The sequence below is a fragment of the Variovorax sp. 679 genome (assembly GCF_003952185.1).
Lineage (GTDB): Bacteria > Pseudomonadota > Gammaproteobacteria > Burkholderiales > Burkholderiaceae_C > Variovorax.
On record NZ_RXFS01000006.1, the window covers coordinates 129,526 to 147,053 of the forward strand.

Annotated in this window: 15 protein-coding genes; 9 read left to right on the forward strand and 6 right to left on the reverse strand. The window is 68.1% G+C overall.

What is annotated here, in order from left to right; genetic code table 11:
- Position 1: 1 nt before the first annotated feature.
- Both EJO71_RS16435 and EJO71_RS16440 read right to left on the reverse strand, forming a co-directional pair.
- Entirely contained in the window at positions 2–1,201 is a 1,200-nt protein-coding gene (locus EJO71_RS16435; protein WP_125950001.1) for an AGE family epimerase/isomerase, read from the reverse strand.
- Positions 1,202–1,212: 11 nt separating this feature from the next.
- Positions 1,213–2,490, reverse strand: a complete 1,278-nt coding sequence (locus EJO71_RS16440) for a YbiU family protein (RefSeq protein ID WP_125950000.1) — start codon at positions 2,488–2,490, stop codon at positions 1,213–1,215.
- Positions 2,491–2,812: 322 nt separating this feature from the next.
- Here EJO71_RS16440 and EJO71_RS16445 point away from each other — a divergent pair, with 322 nt between their 5' ends.
- From EJO71_RS16445 to EJO71_RS16470, 6 genes are all read left to right on the forward strand, one after another.
- Positions 2,813–3,583 (forward strand): ABC transporter ATP-binding protein, encoded by a 771-nt coding sequence (locus tag EJO71_RS16445; RefSeq protein ID WP_125949999.1) that lies wholly within the window; start codon positions 2,813–2,815, stop codon positions 3,581–3,583.
- Positions 3,583–4,290, forward strand: coding sequence for an ABC transporter ATP-binding protein (locus EJO71_RS16450; RefSeq protein WP_125949998.1), 708 nt, complete (start codon positions 3,583–3,585; stop codon positions 4,288–4,290). The genes EJO71_RS16445 and EJO71_RS16450 overlap by 1 nt, the downstream gene beginning before the upstream one ends.
- 65 nt (positions 4,291–4,355) lie before the next feature.
- A complete protein-coding gene (locus EJO71_RS16455) occupies positions 4,356–5,552 on the forward strand; it encodes an ABC transporter substrate-binding protein (RefSeq protein ID WP_125949997.1) in 1,197 nt (398 codons plus the stop codon).
- Positions 5,553–5,606: 54 nt separating this feature from the next.
- Entirely contained in the window at positions 5,607–6,803 is a 1,197-nt protein-coding gene (locus tag EJO71_RS16460; RefSeq protein WP_125949996.1) for an ABC transporter substrate-binding protein, read from the forward strand.
- Between the two features lie 41 nt (positions 6,804–6,844).
- Entirely contained in the window at positions 6,845–7,720 is an 876-nt protein-coding gene (locus tag EJO71_RS16465; RefSeq protein ID WP_125949995.1) for a branched-chain amino acid ABC transporter permease, read from the forward strand.
- A gap of 10 nt (positions 7,721–7,730) precedes the next feature.
- Positions 7,731–8,717, forward strand: a complete 987-nt coding sequence (locus tag EJO71_RS16470; protein ID WP_125949994.1) for a branched-chain amino acid ABC transporter permease — start codon at positions 7,731–7,733, stop codon at positions 8,715–8,717.
- A 68-nt stretch (positions 8,718–8,785) separates the two neighbouring features.
- Here EJO71_RS16470 and EJO71_RS16475 read toward each other — a convergent pair whose 3' ends face one another.
- The 3 genes from EJO71_RS16475 to EJO71_RS16485 form a co-directional block, all read right to left on the reverse strand.
- Positions 8,786–9,244: a YXWGXW repeat-containing protein gene (locus tag EJO71_RS16475; protein ID WP_125949993.1), complete on the reverse strand. Its 459-nt coding sequence runs from the start codon at positions 9,242–9,244 to the stop codon at positions 8,786–8,788.
- Positions 9,245–9,337: 93 nt separating this feature from the next.
- A complete protein-coding gene (locus EJO71_RS16480) occupies positions 9,338–10,399 on the reverse strand; it encodes a carotenoid 1,2-hydratase (RefSeq protein WP_171022567.1) in 1,062 nt (353 codons plus the stop codon).
- Between the two features lie 8 nt (positions 10,400–10,407).
- Entirely contained in the window at positions 10,408–11,484 is a 1,077-nt protein-coding gene (locus tag EJO71_RS16485; protein ID WP_125949991.1) for a PLP-dependent cysteine synthase family protein, read from the reverse strand.
- A gap of 108 nt (positions 11,485–11,592) precedes the next feature.
- Here EJO71_RS16485 and EJO71_RS16490 point away from each other — a divergent pair, with 108 nt between their 5' ends.
- The 3 genes from EJO71_RS16490 (at position 11,593) to EJO71_RS34355 (ending at position 14,876) form a co-directional block, all read left to right on the forward strand.
- The gene (locus tag EJO71_RS16490; RefSeq protein ID WP_125949990.1) at positions 11,593–14,100 is read left to right on the forward strand and encodes a penicillin acylase family protein; all 2,508 of its coding nucleotides are present in this window, start codon (positions 11,593–11,595) and stop codon (positions 14,098–14,100) included.
- Between the two features lie 54 nt (positions 14,101–14,154).
- Positions 14,155–14,652 (forward strand): hypothetical protein, encoded by a 498-nt coding sequence (locus EJO71_RS34350; RefSeq protein ID WP_164546838.1) that lies wholly within the window; start codon positions 14,155–14,157, stop codon positions 14,650–14,652.
- An 83-nt stretch (positions 14,653–14,735) separates the two neighbouring features.
- Complete coding sequence (locus EJO71_RS34355; protein ID WP_164546837.1) at positions 14,736–14,876, forward strand: hypothetical protein; 141 nt, start codon at positions 14,736–14,738, stop codon at positions 14,874–14,876.
- A 22-nt stretch (positions 14,877–14,898) separates the two neighbouring features.
- Here the strand turns inward: EJO71_RS34355 and EJO71_RS16500 are convergent, their stop codons facing one another.
- On the reverse strand, positions 14,899–17,505 hold the full coding sequence (locus EJO71_RS16500; RefSeq protein WP_125949988.1) for an ABC transporter permease: 2,607 nt from the start codon (positions 17,503–17,505) through the stop codon (positions 14,899–14,901).
- Positions 17,506–17,528 lie beyond the last annotated feature (23 nt).

A 17,528-nucleotide genomic window follows, 5' to 3' on the forward strand; every position in this document is an offset into this window, starting at 1 on the left:
TCTATTTGCGCAGTGCCCTGAGCACGTCGTAGCACGCGCCCATCGTGTGATAGTCGGTCTTGCCGGCGGGGCTCTTTTCGTCGCTGATCTTCCGGTTCTCCGGCGTGAGGATGCGATACCACGCACCGTGGCGGTGGTCGACGAAGTGCTCCCAGCTGTAGGCCCAGATGCTGTCGTACCAGTCCCAGTAGCCGGTCTCGCCAGTGCGCACCGCGAGCAGGGCGGCCGCCGCGAAGCTCTCGGCCTGCACCCAGAAATACTTGTCGCCGTCGTACACCGCGCCGTCGGGGCCGAAGCCGTAGACCAGGCCGCCGTTGTCGACGTCCCAGCCGCGGAACATGGCGGTCTCGAAGAAATGGCGCGCGCGCGGCAGGGCCCAGTCGGCCGCGCGGTCCTCGGTGGCGAGATGAGCCTCGAGCTGCAGCAGCAGCTTGGCCCACTCGGTCAGGTGCCCGGTCTGGAAGCCCCAGGGCCTGAAGATGTCGGTCCTGTCGTCGCGGTTGAAGTCCCAGTCGACCGACCAGTCGTTGCGGTAGTGCTCCCAGACCAGCCCGTCGGCCAGCGCGGCCAGCCGGCCCGTGACCGATTCGGCCACCGCCAGCGCGCGGTCGAGGTAGCGCTTTTCCTGCGTGGCCTCGAAGGCGGCCATCAGCGCCTCGCAGGCGTGCATGTTGGCGTTCTGCCCGCGATAGGCACCGACGCGCCAGTCGACGGTGGCTTCGTCGGCGTAGAGCTGGTGGCGCGGCTCCCAGAAGTGCTTCTCCATCAGCTGCCAGGTGTGGTCGAGCCCCGCGTGCGCCTCCTCGATGCCGGCCATGAGCGCATGCGCCTGCGCGAGCAGCACGAAGTCCAGGCCGTAGCAGCGGTTGGTGTCGTCCTGCACGGTGAGGCGCCGCTGGTGCCAGTCGATCTGCCAGGCATAGCCACCACCCTGCTGCCCATGGGCACGCTCGATGAAGGCGAGGCCATGCCGCGCGGCCGTGAGATGCGTCGGATTGCCGAAGCGGCGATACGCCATCGCATGGTTGAACACGAAGCGCGTGCTGCTCACGAGGTGGCGCGTGCGCCGGTCGTACACCGTGCCGTCGTCCTTGAAGAAATGGAAGAAGCCGCCGGTGGCGTCCAGGCTGTGCGGCTCGTAGAAGGCCAGCGTGTGGAGGATGTGGTCGGCCAGGAAGTCGGTAGAGCGGAAGTTCGGCATGTGAAGCTGTCTCATTGATCCCATGGACGCAGGCTCATCTGGCATTTGCCGAGGGCCGTGAGATCGTCGAGGGTGGCGCGGCCCTTGAAGTCCGTTTCGTAGTCTTCGGGCGCGAAATCTGGGCTGCTGCGGCCAGCCAGGAAGGCGGGAGCCTGCCGCTCCATGAAGTCGCGGTTCTTGTCGCACCAAGGGGCGGCGGCGATGTAGATGACGCTGCTGTGCTCGCTGCCGCGATGATGGTCTTCCACCGCGTGGATCACGTCGGGGTGCCACCACACGGTGTCGCCTGGCTCCATCAGCGGTATGGAGACCAGGCCCTCGCGCAGCGCGGCATGCCATTCGGTCGTGGCGCCGAGCGCGCGGCCGGGCTGCGCGCCGCAGAGGTCACCCTCGGGCACGTCGGGCATCAGGGCGCGCAGCAGCATCCAGGGCGCGGTGCGCGCCACCGGCATGAGGCGCAGCGTGCCGTCGCCCGGCCCCTGGCGCGACAGCGCGGTCCAGCCCTGGAAGGTGCGGAAGGCGGAGCACACGGCGGGCGAGGGGATCTCGCGGGTCTCGGTGCGGCCTTCGGCATCGAAGGGGTCGAAGCGAGCGAGATCGCCTTCGAAGACTTCGCGGTAGACCGGGCGAAAGCTCGGCTCGCACCAGCGCTCGACCGAGCCGCCGTCGGAATGCGGCGACAGGCCCAGCGTCGCGTCGCCGGGCTCGCGGCGGCGGATGCGGTCGGCATAGTTGGCTTGCCGGTCGGGGTCGAAGAAGCGCTCGCCGTTCTTCTCGTATGTCCAGAGCCGGTTGAGGAACGAGCGAGTGCGGTCCATGGCTTCGGCCTGGCGCGCCTGCATCTGCGGGCGCGACCAGTAGAGCCCGAAGATCTGCGGCCGGCCGGAGGCGAGGGCGCTGAAGTACTTGTCGAGGCCAGCCTTCGAGCGCGCGCGTTCGAGATAGCTGTTGTCGTCGATGTAGCGGCGAATTTCTTCGTTCCACTCCCGCACCTGGGCCGGGTCGAACACGCGCCGCACCACGACGCAGCCGCGCCGGCGGATGCGTTCGAGCTGTCGCTGCGACACGCGGCCGTGCGCGATGTCGTCGTAGCCGATCTCGGGCACCGCGCCGCCTGCCGCTTCTTCCGCGTGCACCAGCGCCACCTCGTCGCGCAGCCACTCGTTCTCGCGCAGAAAGCGCAGCTGGAGGTTGGGCACGCTGGCGCGCAGCGCGCGCTGGGCCTGCGAGACGGCTCGCGGGATGTCGTTCATCCAGTCTTTCGGCAGGTCGTTCATCGGGCTGTGCATGGGCCTCGCTGTGTGGAGTCCGGGGCAGTTTAGGTTGGCCCTTGCGCCGCGCCGCGCTGTGCTTTCCCCAACGAAAGTCGGCGCTGCAAGCGCAACAAGCGAAGGGCCTTCGTCACCCCGCGAATGCCGCCTTTGTCGTCGGGACGACAGTCGTGAAGCACAAGCCCGGCAAGACCGTGAAATGGTTGCACTGCAGCATAGGCATTTGCCCCAGTATGCAAGCGGGGGACGCCCACGAACAATCGGTCCGCGCTCGATGGTGGCGCATTGAGATGGACCGCATGACCGACTTTCTTTCCACGAACCCGGGTGACTTCGCGAGATGAGCGACGTCATTCTCGAAACACGCCAGCTCACCAAGGAATTCAAAGGGTTCACTGCGGTCAGCAAGGTCAACCTGTCCGTGGTGCGCGGCTCGATCCACGCGCTCATCGGCCCGAACGGCGCCGGCAAGACGACCTGCTTCAACCTGCTCACCAAGTTCCTCGAGCCGACCACCGGCACGATCCTGTTCAACGGGCAGGACATCACGGGCGAGCGCCCGGCGCAGATCGCGCGGCGCGGCATCATCCGCTCGTTCCAGATCTCGGCCGTGTTCCCGCACCTCACGCTGCTCGAGAACGTGCGGCTGGGCCTTCAGCGCAGGCTTGGAACCTCGTACCACTTCTGGAAGAGCGAGAAGTCGCTCAAGCCGCTGGATGCCAGAGCACGCGAGTTGCTGGCTGAAGTCGGCCTCGAAGAACTCGCCGACGAACAGACTGTGAACCTGCCCTACGGCCGCAAGCGTGCGCTCGAGATCGCCACCACGCTGGCCATGGAGCCCGAGCTGATGCTGCTCGACGAGCCTACGCAGGGCATGGGCCACGAAGACGTGCACCGCGTGGCCGAGCTCATCAAGCGCGTGTCGGCGGGCCGCACCATCCTGATGGTGGAGCACAACATGAGCGTGGTGTCGACCATTGCCGACACCATCACCGTGCTGCAGCGCGGCGCCGTGCTGGCCGAGGGGCCGTACGCCGAAGTCTCGAAGAATCCACAGGTCATGGAAGCCTACATGGGCACCACCGAAGGCCAACTGCAGGGCGCTCACTGATGACCGCAGCACTCCAGATCAAGGGCCTGCAAGCCTGGTACGGCGAATCGCACGTGCTGCACGGCGTCGACATGGTCGTGCAGCCGGGCGAAGTCGTCACGCTGCTGGGCCGCAACGGCGCGGGCCGCACCACCACGCTGCGCGCCATCATGGGACTCACCGGCGCGCGCAAGGGCAGCATCGAGGTCAACGGCAAAGAGACCATCGGCATGCCGACGCACCGCATCGCGCACCTCGGCATCGGCTACTGCCCCGAGGAGCGCGGCATCTTCGCCAGCCTCTCGTGCGAGGAAAACCTGATGCTGCCGCCCGAGCTCAAGGGAGCGGGGCAGGGCATGTCGGTCGAAGAGATCTACGCCATGTTCCCCAACCTGGCCGAGCGCCGCCACAGCCAGGGCACGCGCCTGTCGGGCGGCGAGCAGCAGATGCTGGCCGTGGCGCGCATCCTTCGCACCGGCGCGCGGCTGCTGCTGCTCGACGAGATTTCCGAGGGCCTCGCGCCGGTCATCGTGCAGGCGCTGGCCCGCATGATCACCACGCTGCGGGCCAAGGGCTACACCATCGTGATGGTGGAGCAGAACTTCCGCTTCGCCGCGCCGCTGGCCGACCGCTTCTACGTGATGGAGCACGGCCGCATCGTCGAGAAGTTCGGCGCCGCCGAGCTCGAAGCCAAGATGCCCGTGCTCACCGAGCTGCTGGGCGTCTGAGACAACGACACGTCCACAAGACCCTTTTCCAGTCCCACAAAGATTTCTTCAGGAGACAACACGCCATGAACAAGAAACTCGGCCTCATCGCTACCGCCATCGGCATCCTCGCCCTGAGTGCAGGTGCCGCGCAGGCGCAGGAAAAGGTGAAGATCGGCTTCGTCACCGACCTGTCGAGCCTGTACGCCGACCTCGAAGGCAAGGGCGGCGCCACCGCCATCCAGATGGCCATCGACGACTTCGGCGGCAAGGCGCTGGGCCAGCCCATCGAGCTGCTGGTGGCCGACCACCAGAACAAGGCCGACATCGCCGCCTCCAAGGCCCGCGAGTGGGTCGACACGGCCGGCGTGACCATGATCTTCGGCGGCACCAACTCCGGCACCGCGCTGGCCACCGCCAAGGTGGCGGAAGAGAAGAAGCGCGTGTACTTCAACAACGGCGCCGGCAGCTCGGTGCTCACCAACGAGCAGTGCAGCCCCTACACCATCCACTACGCCTACGACACCGTGGCGCTGGCCAAGGGCACCGGCGCGGCGGTGGTCGACCGCGGCGGCAAGAGCTGGTTCTTCCTGACGGCCGACTACGCCTTCGGCCACGCGCTCGAAGCCGACACCACCAAGGTGGTGAAGGAGAAGGGCGGCACCGTGGTGGGTGCGGTGCGCCATCCGCTGAACGCGTCGGACTTCTCCTCGTTCCTGCTGCAGGCGCAGAACTCCAAGGCGCAGATCCTGGGCCTGGCCAACGCGGGCGGCGACACGATCAACTCGATCAAGGCCGCCAAGGAATTCGGCATCAACAAGACCATGAAGACCGCCGGCCTGCTGGTCTTCCTGAGCGACATCCACAGCCTGGGCCTGAAGAACACCGAAGGCCTGCTGCACACCACCAGCTGGTACTGGGACCTGAACGACGACACGCGCAAGTTCGCCAACCGCTTCTTCGAGAAGACCAAGCGCATGCCCACGGACGTGCAGGCCGCCGACTACTCGGCCACCATGACCTACCTGAAGGCCGTGGCCGCCGCCAAGACCACCGACTCCGACAAGGTGATGGCTCAGCTCAAGAGCATGAAGATCGACGACTTCTACGGCAAGGGCCAGATCCGCGCCGACGGCAGCTTCATCCACGACATGTACCTGGTCGAGGTGAAGTCGCCCGCCGAATCGAAGAAGCCGTGGGACTACCTGAAGGTGCTCAAGACGCTGCCGGGCGAACAGGTCTTCACGACCAAGGCCGAATCGAAGTGCGCTGCATGGAAGTAAGCGCCTGACGCTGCCCGAGTTCCTTCCACCGAAGTCAACCACGAGGACCATTTCATGAAACGCACGCTCATCGCCTCTGCCTGCCTCGCCGCTACCTGCTTCATGGCTGCCGGCGCGGTGCAGGCCCAGGAAAAGGTCAAGATCGGTTTCATCACCGACATGTCGAGCCTCTACGCGGACGTGGAGGGCAAGAACGGTGCCCTCGCGATCCAGATGGCCATCGACGACTTCGGCGGCAAGGTCAACGGCATGCCCATCGAGCTGCTGCAGGCCGACCACCAGAACAAGGCGGACATCGCAGCCTCCAAGGCTCGCGAGTGGATCGACACGCAGGGCCTGACGATGCTGTTCGGCGGCACCAGCTCGGGCACCGGCCTGGCCATGGCCAAGGTGGCGCAGGAGAAGAAGCGCGTGTTCATCGTGAACGGCGCGGGCAGTTCGGCGCTCACCAACGAGCAGTGCAGCCCCTACACCGTGCACTACGCCTACGACACCGTGGCGCTGGCCAAGGGCACGGGCAGCGCCGTCATCGCGCGGGGCGACAAGAGCTGGTACTTCCTGACGGCCGACTACGCCTTCGGCCAGGCGCTCGAAGCCGACGCGACCAAGGTCGTGAAGGAGAAGGGCGGCACCGTGCTCGGCAGCGTGAAGCACCCGCTCAACACCTCCGACTTTTCCTCGTTCCTGCTGCAGGCGCAGAACTCCAAAGCCCAGGTGCTGGCGCTCGCGAATGCGGGCGGCGACACGCAGAACGCGATCAAGGCGGCGAGGGAATTCGGCATTTCCAAGACCATGAAGATGGTCGGCCTGCTGGTGTTCGTGACCGACGTGCACAGCCTGGGCCTGAAGAACACCGAGGGCCTGCTGCTGACCACCAGCTGGGACTGGAACCTCGACGACAAGACGCGCGCCTTCGGCAAGCGCTTCTTCGAGAAGACCAAGCGCATGCCCACCGACATCCAGGCCGCCGACTACTCGGCCACCATGACCTACCTGAAGGCCGTGCAGGCCGCCAAGAGCACCGACGCCGACACGGTGATGGCGCAGATCAAGAAGACGCCGATCGACGACTTCTACGCCAAGGGCTTCGTGCGCGAGGACGGCCGCTTCGTGCACGACATGTACCTGGTGCAGGTGAAGTCGCCGGCCGAGTCGAAGCAGCCGTGGGACTACTACAAGGTGGTCCAGAAGCTGAAGGGCGAAGAGGTCTTCACGACGAAGGCCGAAAGCAAGTGCGCGTTGTGGAAGTAACCCCGCGCGGGCGCGCAGCCGCCCGCGTTCGCTGAACCTCTATGAACATTTCCCTTCCCGCTCTGTTGAGCCAGCTCCTGCTGGGGCTGGTCAACGGCTCCTTCTACGCCATCCTGAGCCTCGGGCTGGCGGTGATCTTCGGCCTGCTCAACGTCATCAACTTCGCGCACGGCGCGCTGTTCATGCTCGGCGCCGTTCTGACGTGGATGGCGATGGAGTATCTCGGCATCAACTACTGGGTGATGCTGATCGCGGCGCCTGTCGTCATCGGCATCTTCGGCGTGCTCATCGAGCGGCTGCTGCTGCGCTGGATCTACAAGCTGGACCATCTCTACGGCCTGCTGCTCACGCTGGGCCTCACGCTGCTGATCGAGGGCGTGTTCCGCTCGGTCTACGGCGTCTCGGGCCTGCCCTACGACGCGCCCGATGCGCTCTCGAGCGCCACCGACCTGGGCTTCATGGTGCTGCCCAACTACCGCGCCTGGGTGGTCGTCGCATCGCTGGTGGTGTGCTTCGCCACCTGGTACGTGATCGAGAAGACGCGTATCGGCGCCTACCTGCGCGCCGGTACCGAGAACCCGCGCCTCGTGGAGGCCTTCGGCGTCAACGTGCCGCTGATGATCACGCTGACCTACGCCTTCGGCTGTGCGCTCGCCGCCTTCGCCGGCGTGCTGGCCGCGCCGGTCATCCAGGTCTCGCCGCTGATGGGACAGAACCTCATCATCGTGGTGTTCGCCGTGGTCGTGATCGGCGGCATGGGCTCGATCATGGGGGCCATCCTCACGGGCCTCGGGCTCGGCGTGATCGAAGGGCTCACCAAGGTTTTCTATCCAGAGGCTTCCTCCACGGTTGTGTTCGTGATCATGGTCATCGTGCTGCTCATCCGCCCCGCCGGCCTGTTCGGCAAAGAAAAATAAGACGCGCGGCATGAACACGAAAAAAATCTCCACCGTCGTCTACGCACTGCTGCTTCTCGCACTGGTCCTGGCACCGTTCTTCGGCGCCTACCCGGTGTTCGTGATGAAGCTCATGTGCTTCGCGCTCTTCGCCGCGGCCTTCAACCTGCTGCTGGGCTTCACCGGCTTGCTGTCCTTCGGGCATGCGGCCTTCCTCGGCGGCTCCGCGTACGTCGCGGGGCAGGCGATCAAGGTCTGGGGCCTCACGCCCGAGCTGGGCCTGATCGCGGGCACGCTCACCGGCGCCTTTCTCGGCTGGGTCTTCGGCGTGCTGGCGATCCGCCGGCAGGGCATCTACTTCGCGATGATCACGCTGGCACTCGCGCAGATGATGTTCTTCGTCGCGCTGCAGGCCAAGTTCACAGGCGGCGAAGACGGCCTGCAGGGCGTGCCGCGCGGCAAGCTGTTCGGCGTGCTTGACCTGTCGAATGACCTCACGATGTACTACGTCGCGCTGGTCGTCGTGGTGGCGGCCTTCCTGCTGATCGTGCGCACCATCCACTCGCCCTTCGGCCAGGTGCTGAAGGGCATCAAGGAGAACGAGCCGCGCGCGCTCTCGCTGGGCTACGACGTGAGCCGCTTCAAGCTGCTGGCCTTCGTGATCTCGGCGGCGCTGTCGGGGCTGGCCGGTTCGCTCAAGACGCTGGTGCTGGGCTTCGCCACGCTGTCGGACGTGCACTGGACAGCCTCGGGCCAGGTCATCCTGATGACGCTGGTGGGCGGCCTCGGCACGCTCTCGGGCCCGCTGGTGGGCGCGGCCGTGGTGGTGCTGCTGGAGAACAAGATCGGCGAACTCGGCAACTTCCTTGCGCGCATCACCACCATCGACTGGTTCAACACGCTGGGCGAGTCGGTGACCATGGTCACGGGCCTGATCTTCGTGATCTGCGTGCTGGCCTTCCGCAAGGGGATCATGGGCGAGATCATCGCGTTCCTCGACCGGCGACGGGCGAAGTAGGACGCGGACAAACAAAAAAGGGAGCCTTCCGGCTCCCTTTTTCGTTGAGGGCTCTGCGGGCTTGCGCCTCAGCAGTTGCCCTTCTTGGCCTGGCCGGGCGGGCAGAAATCGCCGCGGTCGTGGCCGTGCCGGTGATCGCGCTCGTAGCGGTCATGGCGGCGGTCTTCTTCCCACTCGCGTTCGCGTCGTGCCTCACGGCGGGCTTCGCGGCGCCAGTCGCCGTCGTTCCAGCGCCAGCCGCCGCGGTCCTCGATCCAGCGGCCCGGTGCATACACGTAGCCCGCGCGCGCCGGTTGCCAGCCGCCCGCATGCCATGCATAGGCACGGCCGTCCCAGGCCCAGCGGCCCGGCACCCAGACAAAGCCGCCGCGCGGCGGGGGCAGGGGCTCGTAGCGCGGCGGGGGCGGGGCCGTCATTACCAGTCCGGGGACGTTGATGTTGACCGAGACCTGCGCGTTGGCGGCCAGCGGGCTTGCGAGGATGGAGAGAGCGCCGGCCGCGGCCAGCATTGCGATTCGGGTTTTCATGGTGGGCTCCTCTGCTTTTGGATGGTTCTGGGAAATTTTCCCAACGCGCGTGCGAGTGGTTCGGTTGTCAGCTCTTGTCTGCCGCTACAACAGTTACAGCTTCAGCGGTGAGGCGTAGCCTGTCATCTCCAGGTAGCCGCGTCCTACACGGCGTCCCTGTGCGTCGAGCAGGTCGCTCAGGCCCTCCCAGTAGACGCCGCCTGTGGAGCCGCGGCTGTCCAGTTCCTGGTCGTCGAGCAGGGCGTGCACTTCGAAGCCGCCGGCGGGTGTCTGTACGCGCCATTTCGTGGGGTACTTCGCCTGTGTGCGGGGGCTGTCCCAGGTCTGGAGGCTTTCGAAACGCACTTCGTCGCTCTTGAAGATGCGTGCCGTGCCGTCGCGCTGGCGGAACGAGCCGCCGGCCCACAGCGCGCTGCCGTCGCGGCGCCGCAAGTGGAAGGCGGTGAGGGCGCTGCCGTCGTCAAGGTTCATGCCGATCCAGTCCCAGCCTACGGCCTCGGGGTGCATCAGCGCCTCGCTCCATTCGTGGTCCAGCCATGCGCTGCCCGAGATGTCGAAGGCCTGCCCCTTGAGCGTGAGCTTGCCCTGTGCCTTGAGTTGCGGTTCGCTGTAGTAGTAGCTCGCCTGCGACTCTTCGGGGCCCTTGCGCGAGAGGCCGGCGTTGCCCTGCAGCAGCACCGGCTGCGTGGGCGTGAAGCGAAGGTCGAGAGCGAATTCGCCGGCCGGGATGCGCGCAAGGTAGAGGCCGTTCTCCCGCACCAGCGACCAGTCGCGGATGCGCACGTCGGTGTCGCTCGCGCTCGCCTCCGCCACGCCGAAGCCGGCGCGTGCGATGCGCTGGTCGTGAAGCAGCACGCGGCCTTCGAGGTCGGTGATGGCCGCATGCGCGAACACGAGATGCTTCGCGGCGAAGGCCGAGCGCATGCCCATCGTGGCCTCGACGCGCGAGCGGAAGAAGGTCACCTGGAAGCCGAACTCGCGCCCCGCCGGCGTCTTCGCGTGGCCGGTGATGTACCACCACTCGGTGTGCAGGTCGGGGTGGCTGCCGAAGTCGCGCGGAAACTCCAGCCGGCGCTCGGGCAAGCCCCAGGCCGCAAGCGGCCCCGTCGCGAGCGCCGCCAGCAGCAGGCTGCGGCGCGACAGCAGCCTTGGCATGGAAGACATCACGACGCCACCAGCGCGTCGATGCGCTGCTGCGCTGGTCCGATGTCGCCGAAGGCGTTCTTCACCCATGCCGCGTCGTGGTAGCTCGGCAGGTAGCGCTCGCCGGAATCGCACAGCAGCGAAAGAATGGAGCCTTGCTCGCCCGCCGCGCGCATCTCCTGCGCCACGGCCAGCATGCCGACGAAGTTGGTGCCGGTCGACGGCCCTACCTTGCGGCCCAGCAGCGCCGACAGCGAAAGCATGGCAGCCACCGAGTCGAGGTTCGGCACTTCGATCATCCGGTCGACCAGCGTGCGGATGAAGCTCGGCTCCACGCGCGGGCGGCCGATGCCCTCGATGCGCGAGCCGGGCGCCGTCAGCGTGGCGTCGCCCGTGCGGTGATAGGCCGAGAACACCGAGCCCTCGGGGTCGGCCACCAGCACCCGCGTGTCGTGGCAGCGGTAGTGCAGGTAGCGCCCGATGGTCGCGCTGGTGCCGCCCGTGCCCGCGCCCACCACGATCCACTTCGGCACCGGATGCCGCTCGCGCGACATCTGCTGGAACATGCTCTCTGCAATGTTGTTGTTGCCGCGCCAGTCGGTCGCGCGCTCGGCATATGTGAACTGGTCCATGTAGTGGCCACCGGTGCGCTCGGCCAGCGCGCGGGCTTCTTCGTACACCTGCGCGGCATGGTCGACGAAGTGGCAGCTCGCGCCGTAGAACGCGATCTGCGCGACCTTCTCTGGCGAGGTGCTGCGGGGCATCACCGGGATGAAGGGCAGGCCCAGCAGCCGCGCGAAGTAGGCCTCGCTCACCGCGGTCGAGCCGCTCGATGCCTCGACGATGGTCGTGCCCTCGCGCACCCAGCCGTTGCACAGCGCATAGAGGAAGAGCGAACGTGCGAGCCGGTGCTTGAGGCTGCCGGTCGGGTGCGTGGACTCGTCCTTCAGGTACAGGTCGATTCCGCGCGCCGCGAGCGAGGGCAGGGGCAGCGGGATCAGGTGCGTGTCTGCGCTGCGCTGGTAGTCGGCCTCGATGCGGCGGATGGCGCCGTCGAGCCAGCTGCCGCAGGAGGAGGAAGGCGGTGTCTGCTGCATGGTGCGCCAGTCTACAAGTCATGCCTCGCCACTCCCACGAAGCGTGCAAATCGGGATACTGTTCGCTGCCATCCATCAACGAACAAGACAAGGCAGGAGACGAGTCACATGAAAAGAAGAAACCTGCGCCCGGTATCGCGGCGCTCGTTAGGTCAAAGGCATTCCTTCGGTGTCGTTGCACTCGCGGCCCTCGCGCTCGCGGGCTGTGCGTCGGGGCCTCCTGATTCGCAGACGCCCGCGCGTCCTCCCTCGTCGTTCGCCGTGCCCGGCCTCGAGAAGCCGGCCGAGGTGCTGGTCGACCGCTGGGGCGTGCCGCATCTCTACGCGGGCACGCTCTACGACGCCTTCGTGGCGCAGGGCTTCATCGCCGCGCGCGACCGGCTCTGGCAGATGGACCTCTGGCGCAAGCGCGGTCTCGGCGAGATGGCGAAGGACTTCGGCCCCGCCTGGGTCGAGAATGACCGCGCCGCGCGCGCCGTGCTCTATCGCGGCGACATGTACCGCGAGTGGCTGGCCTATGGTTCCGACGCCAAGCGCGTGGCCGAAGCATTCACGGCGGGCGTCAACGCCTACGTGGCACAGGTGCGTGCGCAGCCCTCGCTGCTGCCGCCGGAGTTCGCGCTGCTGGGCTATCAGCCCGCGATGTGGGCGCCCGAGGACGTGGTGCGCATCCGGCACCATGGCCTCACGCTCAACTTCACATCCGAGATCGACCGTGCGCGGGCCTTCTGCGCCGGCGGCCCAGGCATCAAGGCCGACTGGCTGCGCCGCGAGCTCGATCCGCCGGTCAACCCGCGCGTGCCGCAGGGGCTCGATCCGTGCACCATCCCGGCCGTCGAGTTGCGCGCCGCCTACCTGCGTGCAACCGAAGGCCCGCAGTTCACCAAGACCAACACGAAGCTCGCAGCGACCGTGGCGAGCCTGCAGCCAGGCACCGATGCGGCGGAAGAACTGCAGCAGGCATCGCAAGGCGACCCGACAGGAGCCTATGGCAGCAACAACTGGGTGATCTCGCCGAAGCTCACCTCGACCGGCCGGCCCATCCTGGCCAACGACCCGCATCGCGCGCACGGCGCACCGAGCCTGCGCTACATGTCGCACCTGAGTGCGCCGGGCATGGACGTCATCGGCGCGGGCGAACCCTTCCTGCCGGGCTTGTCGATCGGCCACAACGGCACCATCGCCTTCGGCCTAACGCGCTTCTACATGGACCAGGAAGACCTGTACGTGTACCAGCTGAATCCTCGCAACCCCAACGAGTACCGCTACCAGGGCCGCTGGGAGCCGATGGTGCGCGTCACCGAGCGCATCGCGGTCAAGGGCGAGAGTGCGCCGCGCGAGGTGGTCAATACCTTCACGCGCCATGGCCCGGTGCTGCTCGCCGAGCCCGGCAAGCAGCGTGCGTTTGCACTGCGCGCGGCCTGGCTGGAACCCGGCATGGCGCCGTACTTCGGCTCGATGGATTACATGCGCGCGCGCAACTGGGACCAGTTCCGCGCGGCGATGAACCGCTGGGGCGCACCGGGCGAGAACCAGGTGTATGCCGACACCAGCGGCAACGTCGGCTGGATTCCCGGTGGCCTCACGCCCATCCGCCCCAACTGGGACGGGCTGATGCCGGTGCCGGGCGATGGCCGCTACGAGTGGTCGGGCTTCCGCAACGGCGACGAACTGCCTTCGGAGTTCAACCCGGCGCGCGGCTACGTGGTGACCGCCAACGAGAACAACATTCCGCCGGACCACCCCGCCGCGAAGAAGGGCGTGGGCTACGAGTGGAGCGACGCGGCGCGTGCGCGGCGGCTCAAGGAGTTGTTCGCGGCCAAGGTGGCGGCGGGCTCGCGCTTCTCGGTCGAAGACTCGGAGCGCATGCAGAACGACATCGTCGCCACGCCCGCGCAGCGCGTGCTGAAGCTGCTGGCCGGCCTTCGCAGCGACGATATGCAGACGGCCACCGCGCTGCGCATGCTGCAGGGCTGGGACGGCACCATGGACCGCGACAGCGCGGCCGCCGCGCTGTACGAGGTGTGGAGCAGCAAGCCGCTGCGCGCCGCAGTGCTCAAGGCCGGCGCGGGCGATGCCGGTGCCGCGCTGGCCGCGCCCGGCGACAACACGCGCATGGTGCTGCTGCTGGAGAACCCGTTCGGCTGGGTCACCAACGAGCAGCGCGACGCGCTGCTGCTCAAGACCCTGCCTGCGGCGATGCAGGAGCTCACGACCAAGCTGGGCCCCGACCCTGCAGCCTGGAAGTGGGGCGCGCTGCACCGCGCCGAGTTCCGCCATCCGCTCGGCGGCGTGGTCGACGCCGCCACGCGCAAGAAGCTCGACGTGGGCGACTGGCCGATGTCCGGGTCTTCCTTCACGCCGATGGCGGCTACCTACCGGGCCAGCGACTACCGGCTGACGGCGGGCGCATCCTTCCGCATGGTGCTGGACGTGGGCAACTGGGACGCCTCGCGGGTCATCAACACACCGGGCCAGTCGGGCAACCCCGAGAGCCCGAACTACCGCGACCTGGCGCCGCTGTGGCTCGAAGGCAAGTACGTGCCGCTGGTCTACAGCCGCAGCGCCGTGGAAAAAGAGACGGTCGAGCGGATTCAATTGACGCCGGCGCGCTGAGATGCGGGGGCCGCGCTCTTAGACTTCGGCGGCCTTTCTTTCCATGCCCGAACCATGACCTTCGACGAGTTCAACCGGATCTTCGCTGCGGTGCCCGCGCGCCACAAGGAAGCCACGATCATCGCGAGCATGGATGACGAGCCCGCGCGCCCCACAGCACGCCTGATGGATGTCGCGCTCGACGCCTGCGCGGCGGCTCGTAAGCTGGCGCTGTCGATCTACGAGGGGCGACCTTCCAGGGAGCCTCACTGGTTCGACACCTGGCCGGGCGAGCACTACCGCCTGCTTGCGGCGCTGGTGCGCACGCTGCGGCCACGCACGGTGATCGAGGTCGGCACCTTCACCGGCATGGGCACGCTGGCACTGATGCAGGAGTTGCCGCCTGCCGCGTCGGTGACGACCTTCGACCTGCTGGGCTGGGAGACTTTCGACGACACCTGGCTCGCGCCGTCCGACTTCGAGAGCGGCCGCGCGCGGCAGGTGCTGCACGACATTTCAGCGCCCGGCGGCATCGAGCCGCACCCCGCGCGCTGTTCGAATCGGCCGACCTGATCTTCGTCGACGGCCCGAAGGACGGGCACACGGAGGCCCGCATCCTCGCCAACCTCGATACGCTGAAGCTCGCGCCGCACGTCGTGATCGTGTTCGACGACATCCGCGTCATGCACATGGTCGACACCTGGCGCCGCATCGCGCGGCCGAAGATGGACCTGAGCTCCTTCGGCCACTGGAGCGGCACCGGCCTGATCGACTGGAACGGCGAGCCCGGCCGCTGACCGGCGGCGGAGGCAGCGCCGCCTACCAGTCTTCCTTCACCGCCAGCACCACGTCCTTGCCCGCGGCGGCCCGGCCTGCCAGCCAGGCCGTGACAGTCCCCGCGGCCACCACCGCGCCGCACAGCGCCAGCAGGCGCTCCCAGGGCACCAGAAGGTCCATCGTCCAGTGGAAGCTCTGCGGGTTCACCACCTTCACCAGCACCACGGACACAGCCAGCCCGAGTCCCAACCCTGCCACGGCGCCGATGGCGGTCCACGCCGCGCCTTCGCCGGCCACCACCGCCAGCACCTGCCGTCGCGTGAAGCCGAGGTGCGCGAGCAGCCCGAATTCCTTGCGCCGCGCCAGCACCTGCGCGCTGAAGCTCGCGGCGATGCCGAACAGGCCGATGGCGATGGCCACCGCCTGCAGCCAGTAGGTCACGGCGAAGCTGCGGTCGAAGATGCGCAGCGAGGTCGCGCGGATCTGTCCCACCGATGCGATCTCGACGGACCCGGACGACGTGCCGCCCGCGCGCGCCGCCAGGTCGCGCACCGCCGCCTGCACCGCGCCTTCCGATGCGCCGGGCGCGAGCGACAGCGCCACGTCGCTCACGTTGCGCTCGCCGGTGATGCGCTCGTAGTCGCGCGCATCCATCGTGACCGCTCCGAACTGCCGCGCGTAGTCGCGCCACACCCCGGCCACGAAAAAGCTCTGCGCCTTCCCTGTGCCAGCCGGCATGCCCATCGCAGCAGACAGCGGCGCGAACACCGTGCCCGGCTTCGCGCCGTAGAGCTCCACCATCGGCTCGCTCACGTAGATGCCGATCTGTCCATCGGGCACGGGCAATGCCGCGCCCACGAGCGGCAGCGATTGCGCCGCTCCGCCTTCCAGGCTGCGCGCGATCAGCGTCACGGCGGGCCGCGCCGCATCCAGCTGCAGCGGCTGCGTGCGCAGCGTGCCCGTGCGCGCCACGCCCGGCAGCTGCGCCAGCGATTGCACGAAGGCCGGAGAAAAGGTCGCCGTGTCGGTGCTGCTGCCGCTACCGCTGTTGCCGCCGCGCCCGCCCGAGGTGGCGCGCACGTACAGGTCGGCGGGCAGCACCACGTCGAGCCAGTGCGTCACCGAGTCGCGGAAGCTCGCGACCATCACCGTGAGCGCGACGGCGAGGCTCAGGCTCGCGACCACGCCGCTCACTGCCACGGCGGCCGTGCCGCGCATGCGCCGTGCGCGCTCCACGGCCAGCATCGGCAGCACGCGCTGCGCGAACAGCGGGGCGACGCGGTCGTACAGCAGCGCGATCAGCCAGGGCAGGGCGGTGATGCCGCCCACCAGCAGGCAGGCGACCGACAGGTATGCCGCCACCGGAATGCCGCCGATGGCCGGCAGGTTGGCGAGCACCGCGCCCAGTGCGATCAGGCCAAGCGCCAGCCAGTGGCCGTTGCCTTGCGTGGGCGCCGCGCCCAGGCCCTTGAGCGTCTGCGCCTCGGGCAGCGCCTGCGCCGCGCGTGCGGGCCACCAGCCGCCGACCAGCGCGGCCAGCACGCCCAGGCCGCCGTAGAGCAGGGCCGCGCCCGCGCTCCAGTGCAGCGTGGGCGCCACGCCTTCGAAATAGCCGCCGCCCAGGTCGCCGCCCAGAACGCGCAGCGCGAAGGCCGCCAGCGCCGTGCCGAGTGCAAGGCCGGCAACGCTGCCGATCAGCCCCAGCACCAGCGACTCGGCAAGCACCAGCCGCAGCCGCTCGCGCGGCGTGAGCCCGAGCACGCCGAGCAGCGCGAACTGCTGCGCGCGCTTGGCCACGCTGAGCGCCAGCACCGAGAACACCAGGAACGCGCCCGTGAACAGCGCCACCAGCGCCAGCACCGTGAGATTCACGCGGTAGGCGCGCGACAGGTTGCTCACACGCTGCGCCGCATCGCCGGGCTCGGCGAACTGCACGCCCGCGGGCCAGTCCGGCGACTTCTGCAGCGAGGCCATGAATGCGGCCCTGTCGGTGCCGGGCGCCAGGCGCAGGTCGATGCGGCTGAGCTGGCCGATGCGGCCGAAGAGCTCCTGCGCCGCCGCGATGTCCATCACCGCGAGCGCCTTGCCACCGGCGGCCACGTGGCCGGCCACCGCCAGCTTGTGCCAGGCATCGTCGCTGCGCAGCTGCACCGTCTCCGCCGCGCCTTCGCCGGATGCCTGGGCGGGCAGGCCGAGCGCGTCGCGCGCCGCGAGGTTGAGGAACACATGACCGGGCGCGAAGAGCGCGAAGCGGTCCACACCCGCCGCCGCCTGCGGCATCAGCGCGGGTGCGATGGTCAGCAGCACCAGTGCGTCGATGCCGATCACGCGGATCGGCACCTGGCGCTCGCCGGCCAGCGCCAGGCCCTGGAACTCGACCACGGGGCTCGCCAGCGCCACCTGCGGATGCCGGGCCAGCCGTGCGAACACCGCCTCGTCGAAGCCGCCCTGCACGGCGCGCACTTCCAGGTCGGGCTCGCCGTTGACCGAGCGCACCGCGCTCGAGAACTCGTCGAGCGCCGACGCGTTGATCAGCTGTACCGAGAACGCCAGCGCCACGCCCAGCATCACGGCCAGCACGGCCGCCGCGTTGCGCCAGGGGTGGTGGCGGAGTTCCTGCCAGGAGAAGGTGCCGAGCAATGCGCGCATCGGACCATTGTCGTCGCGGCGCG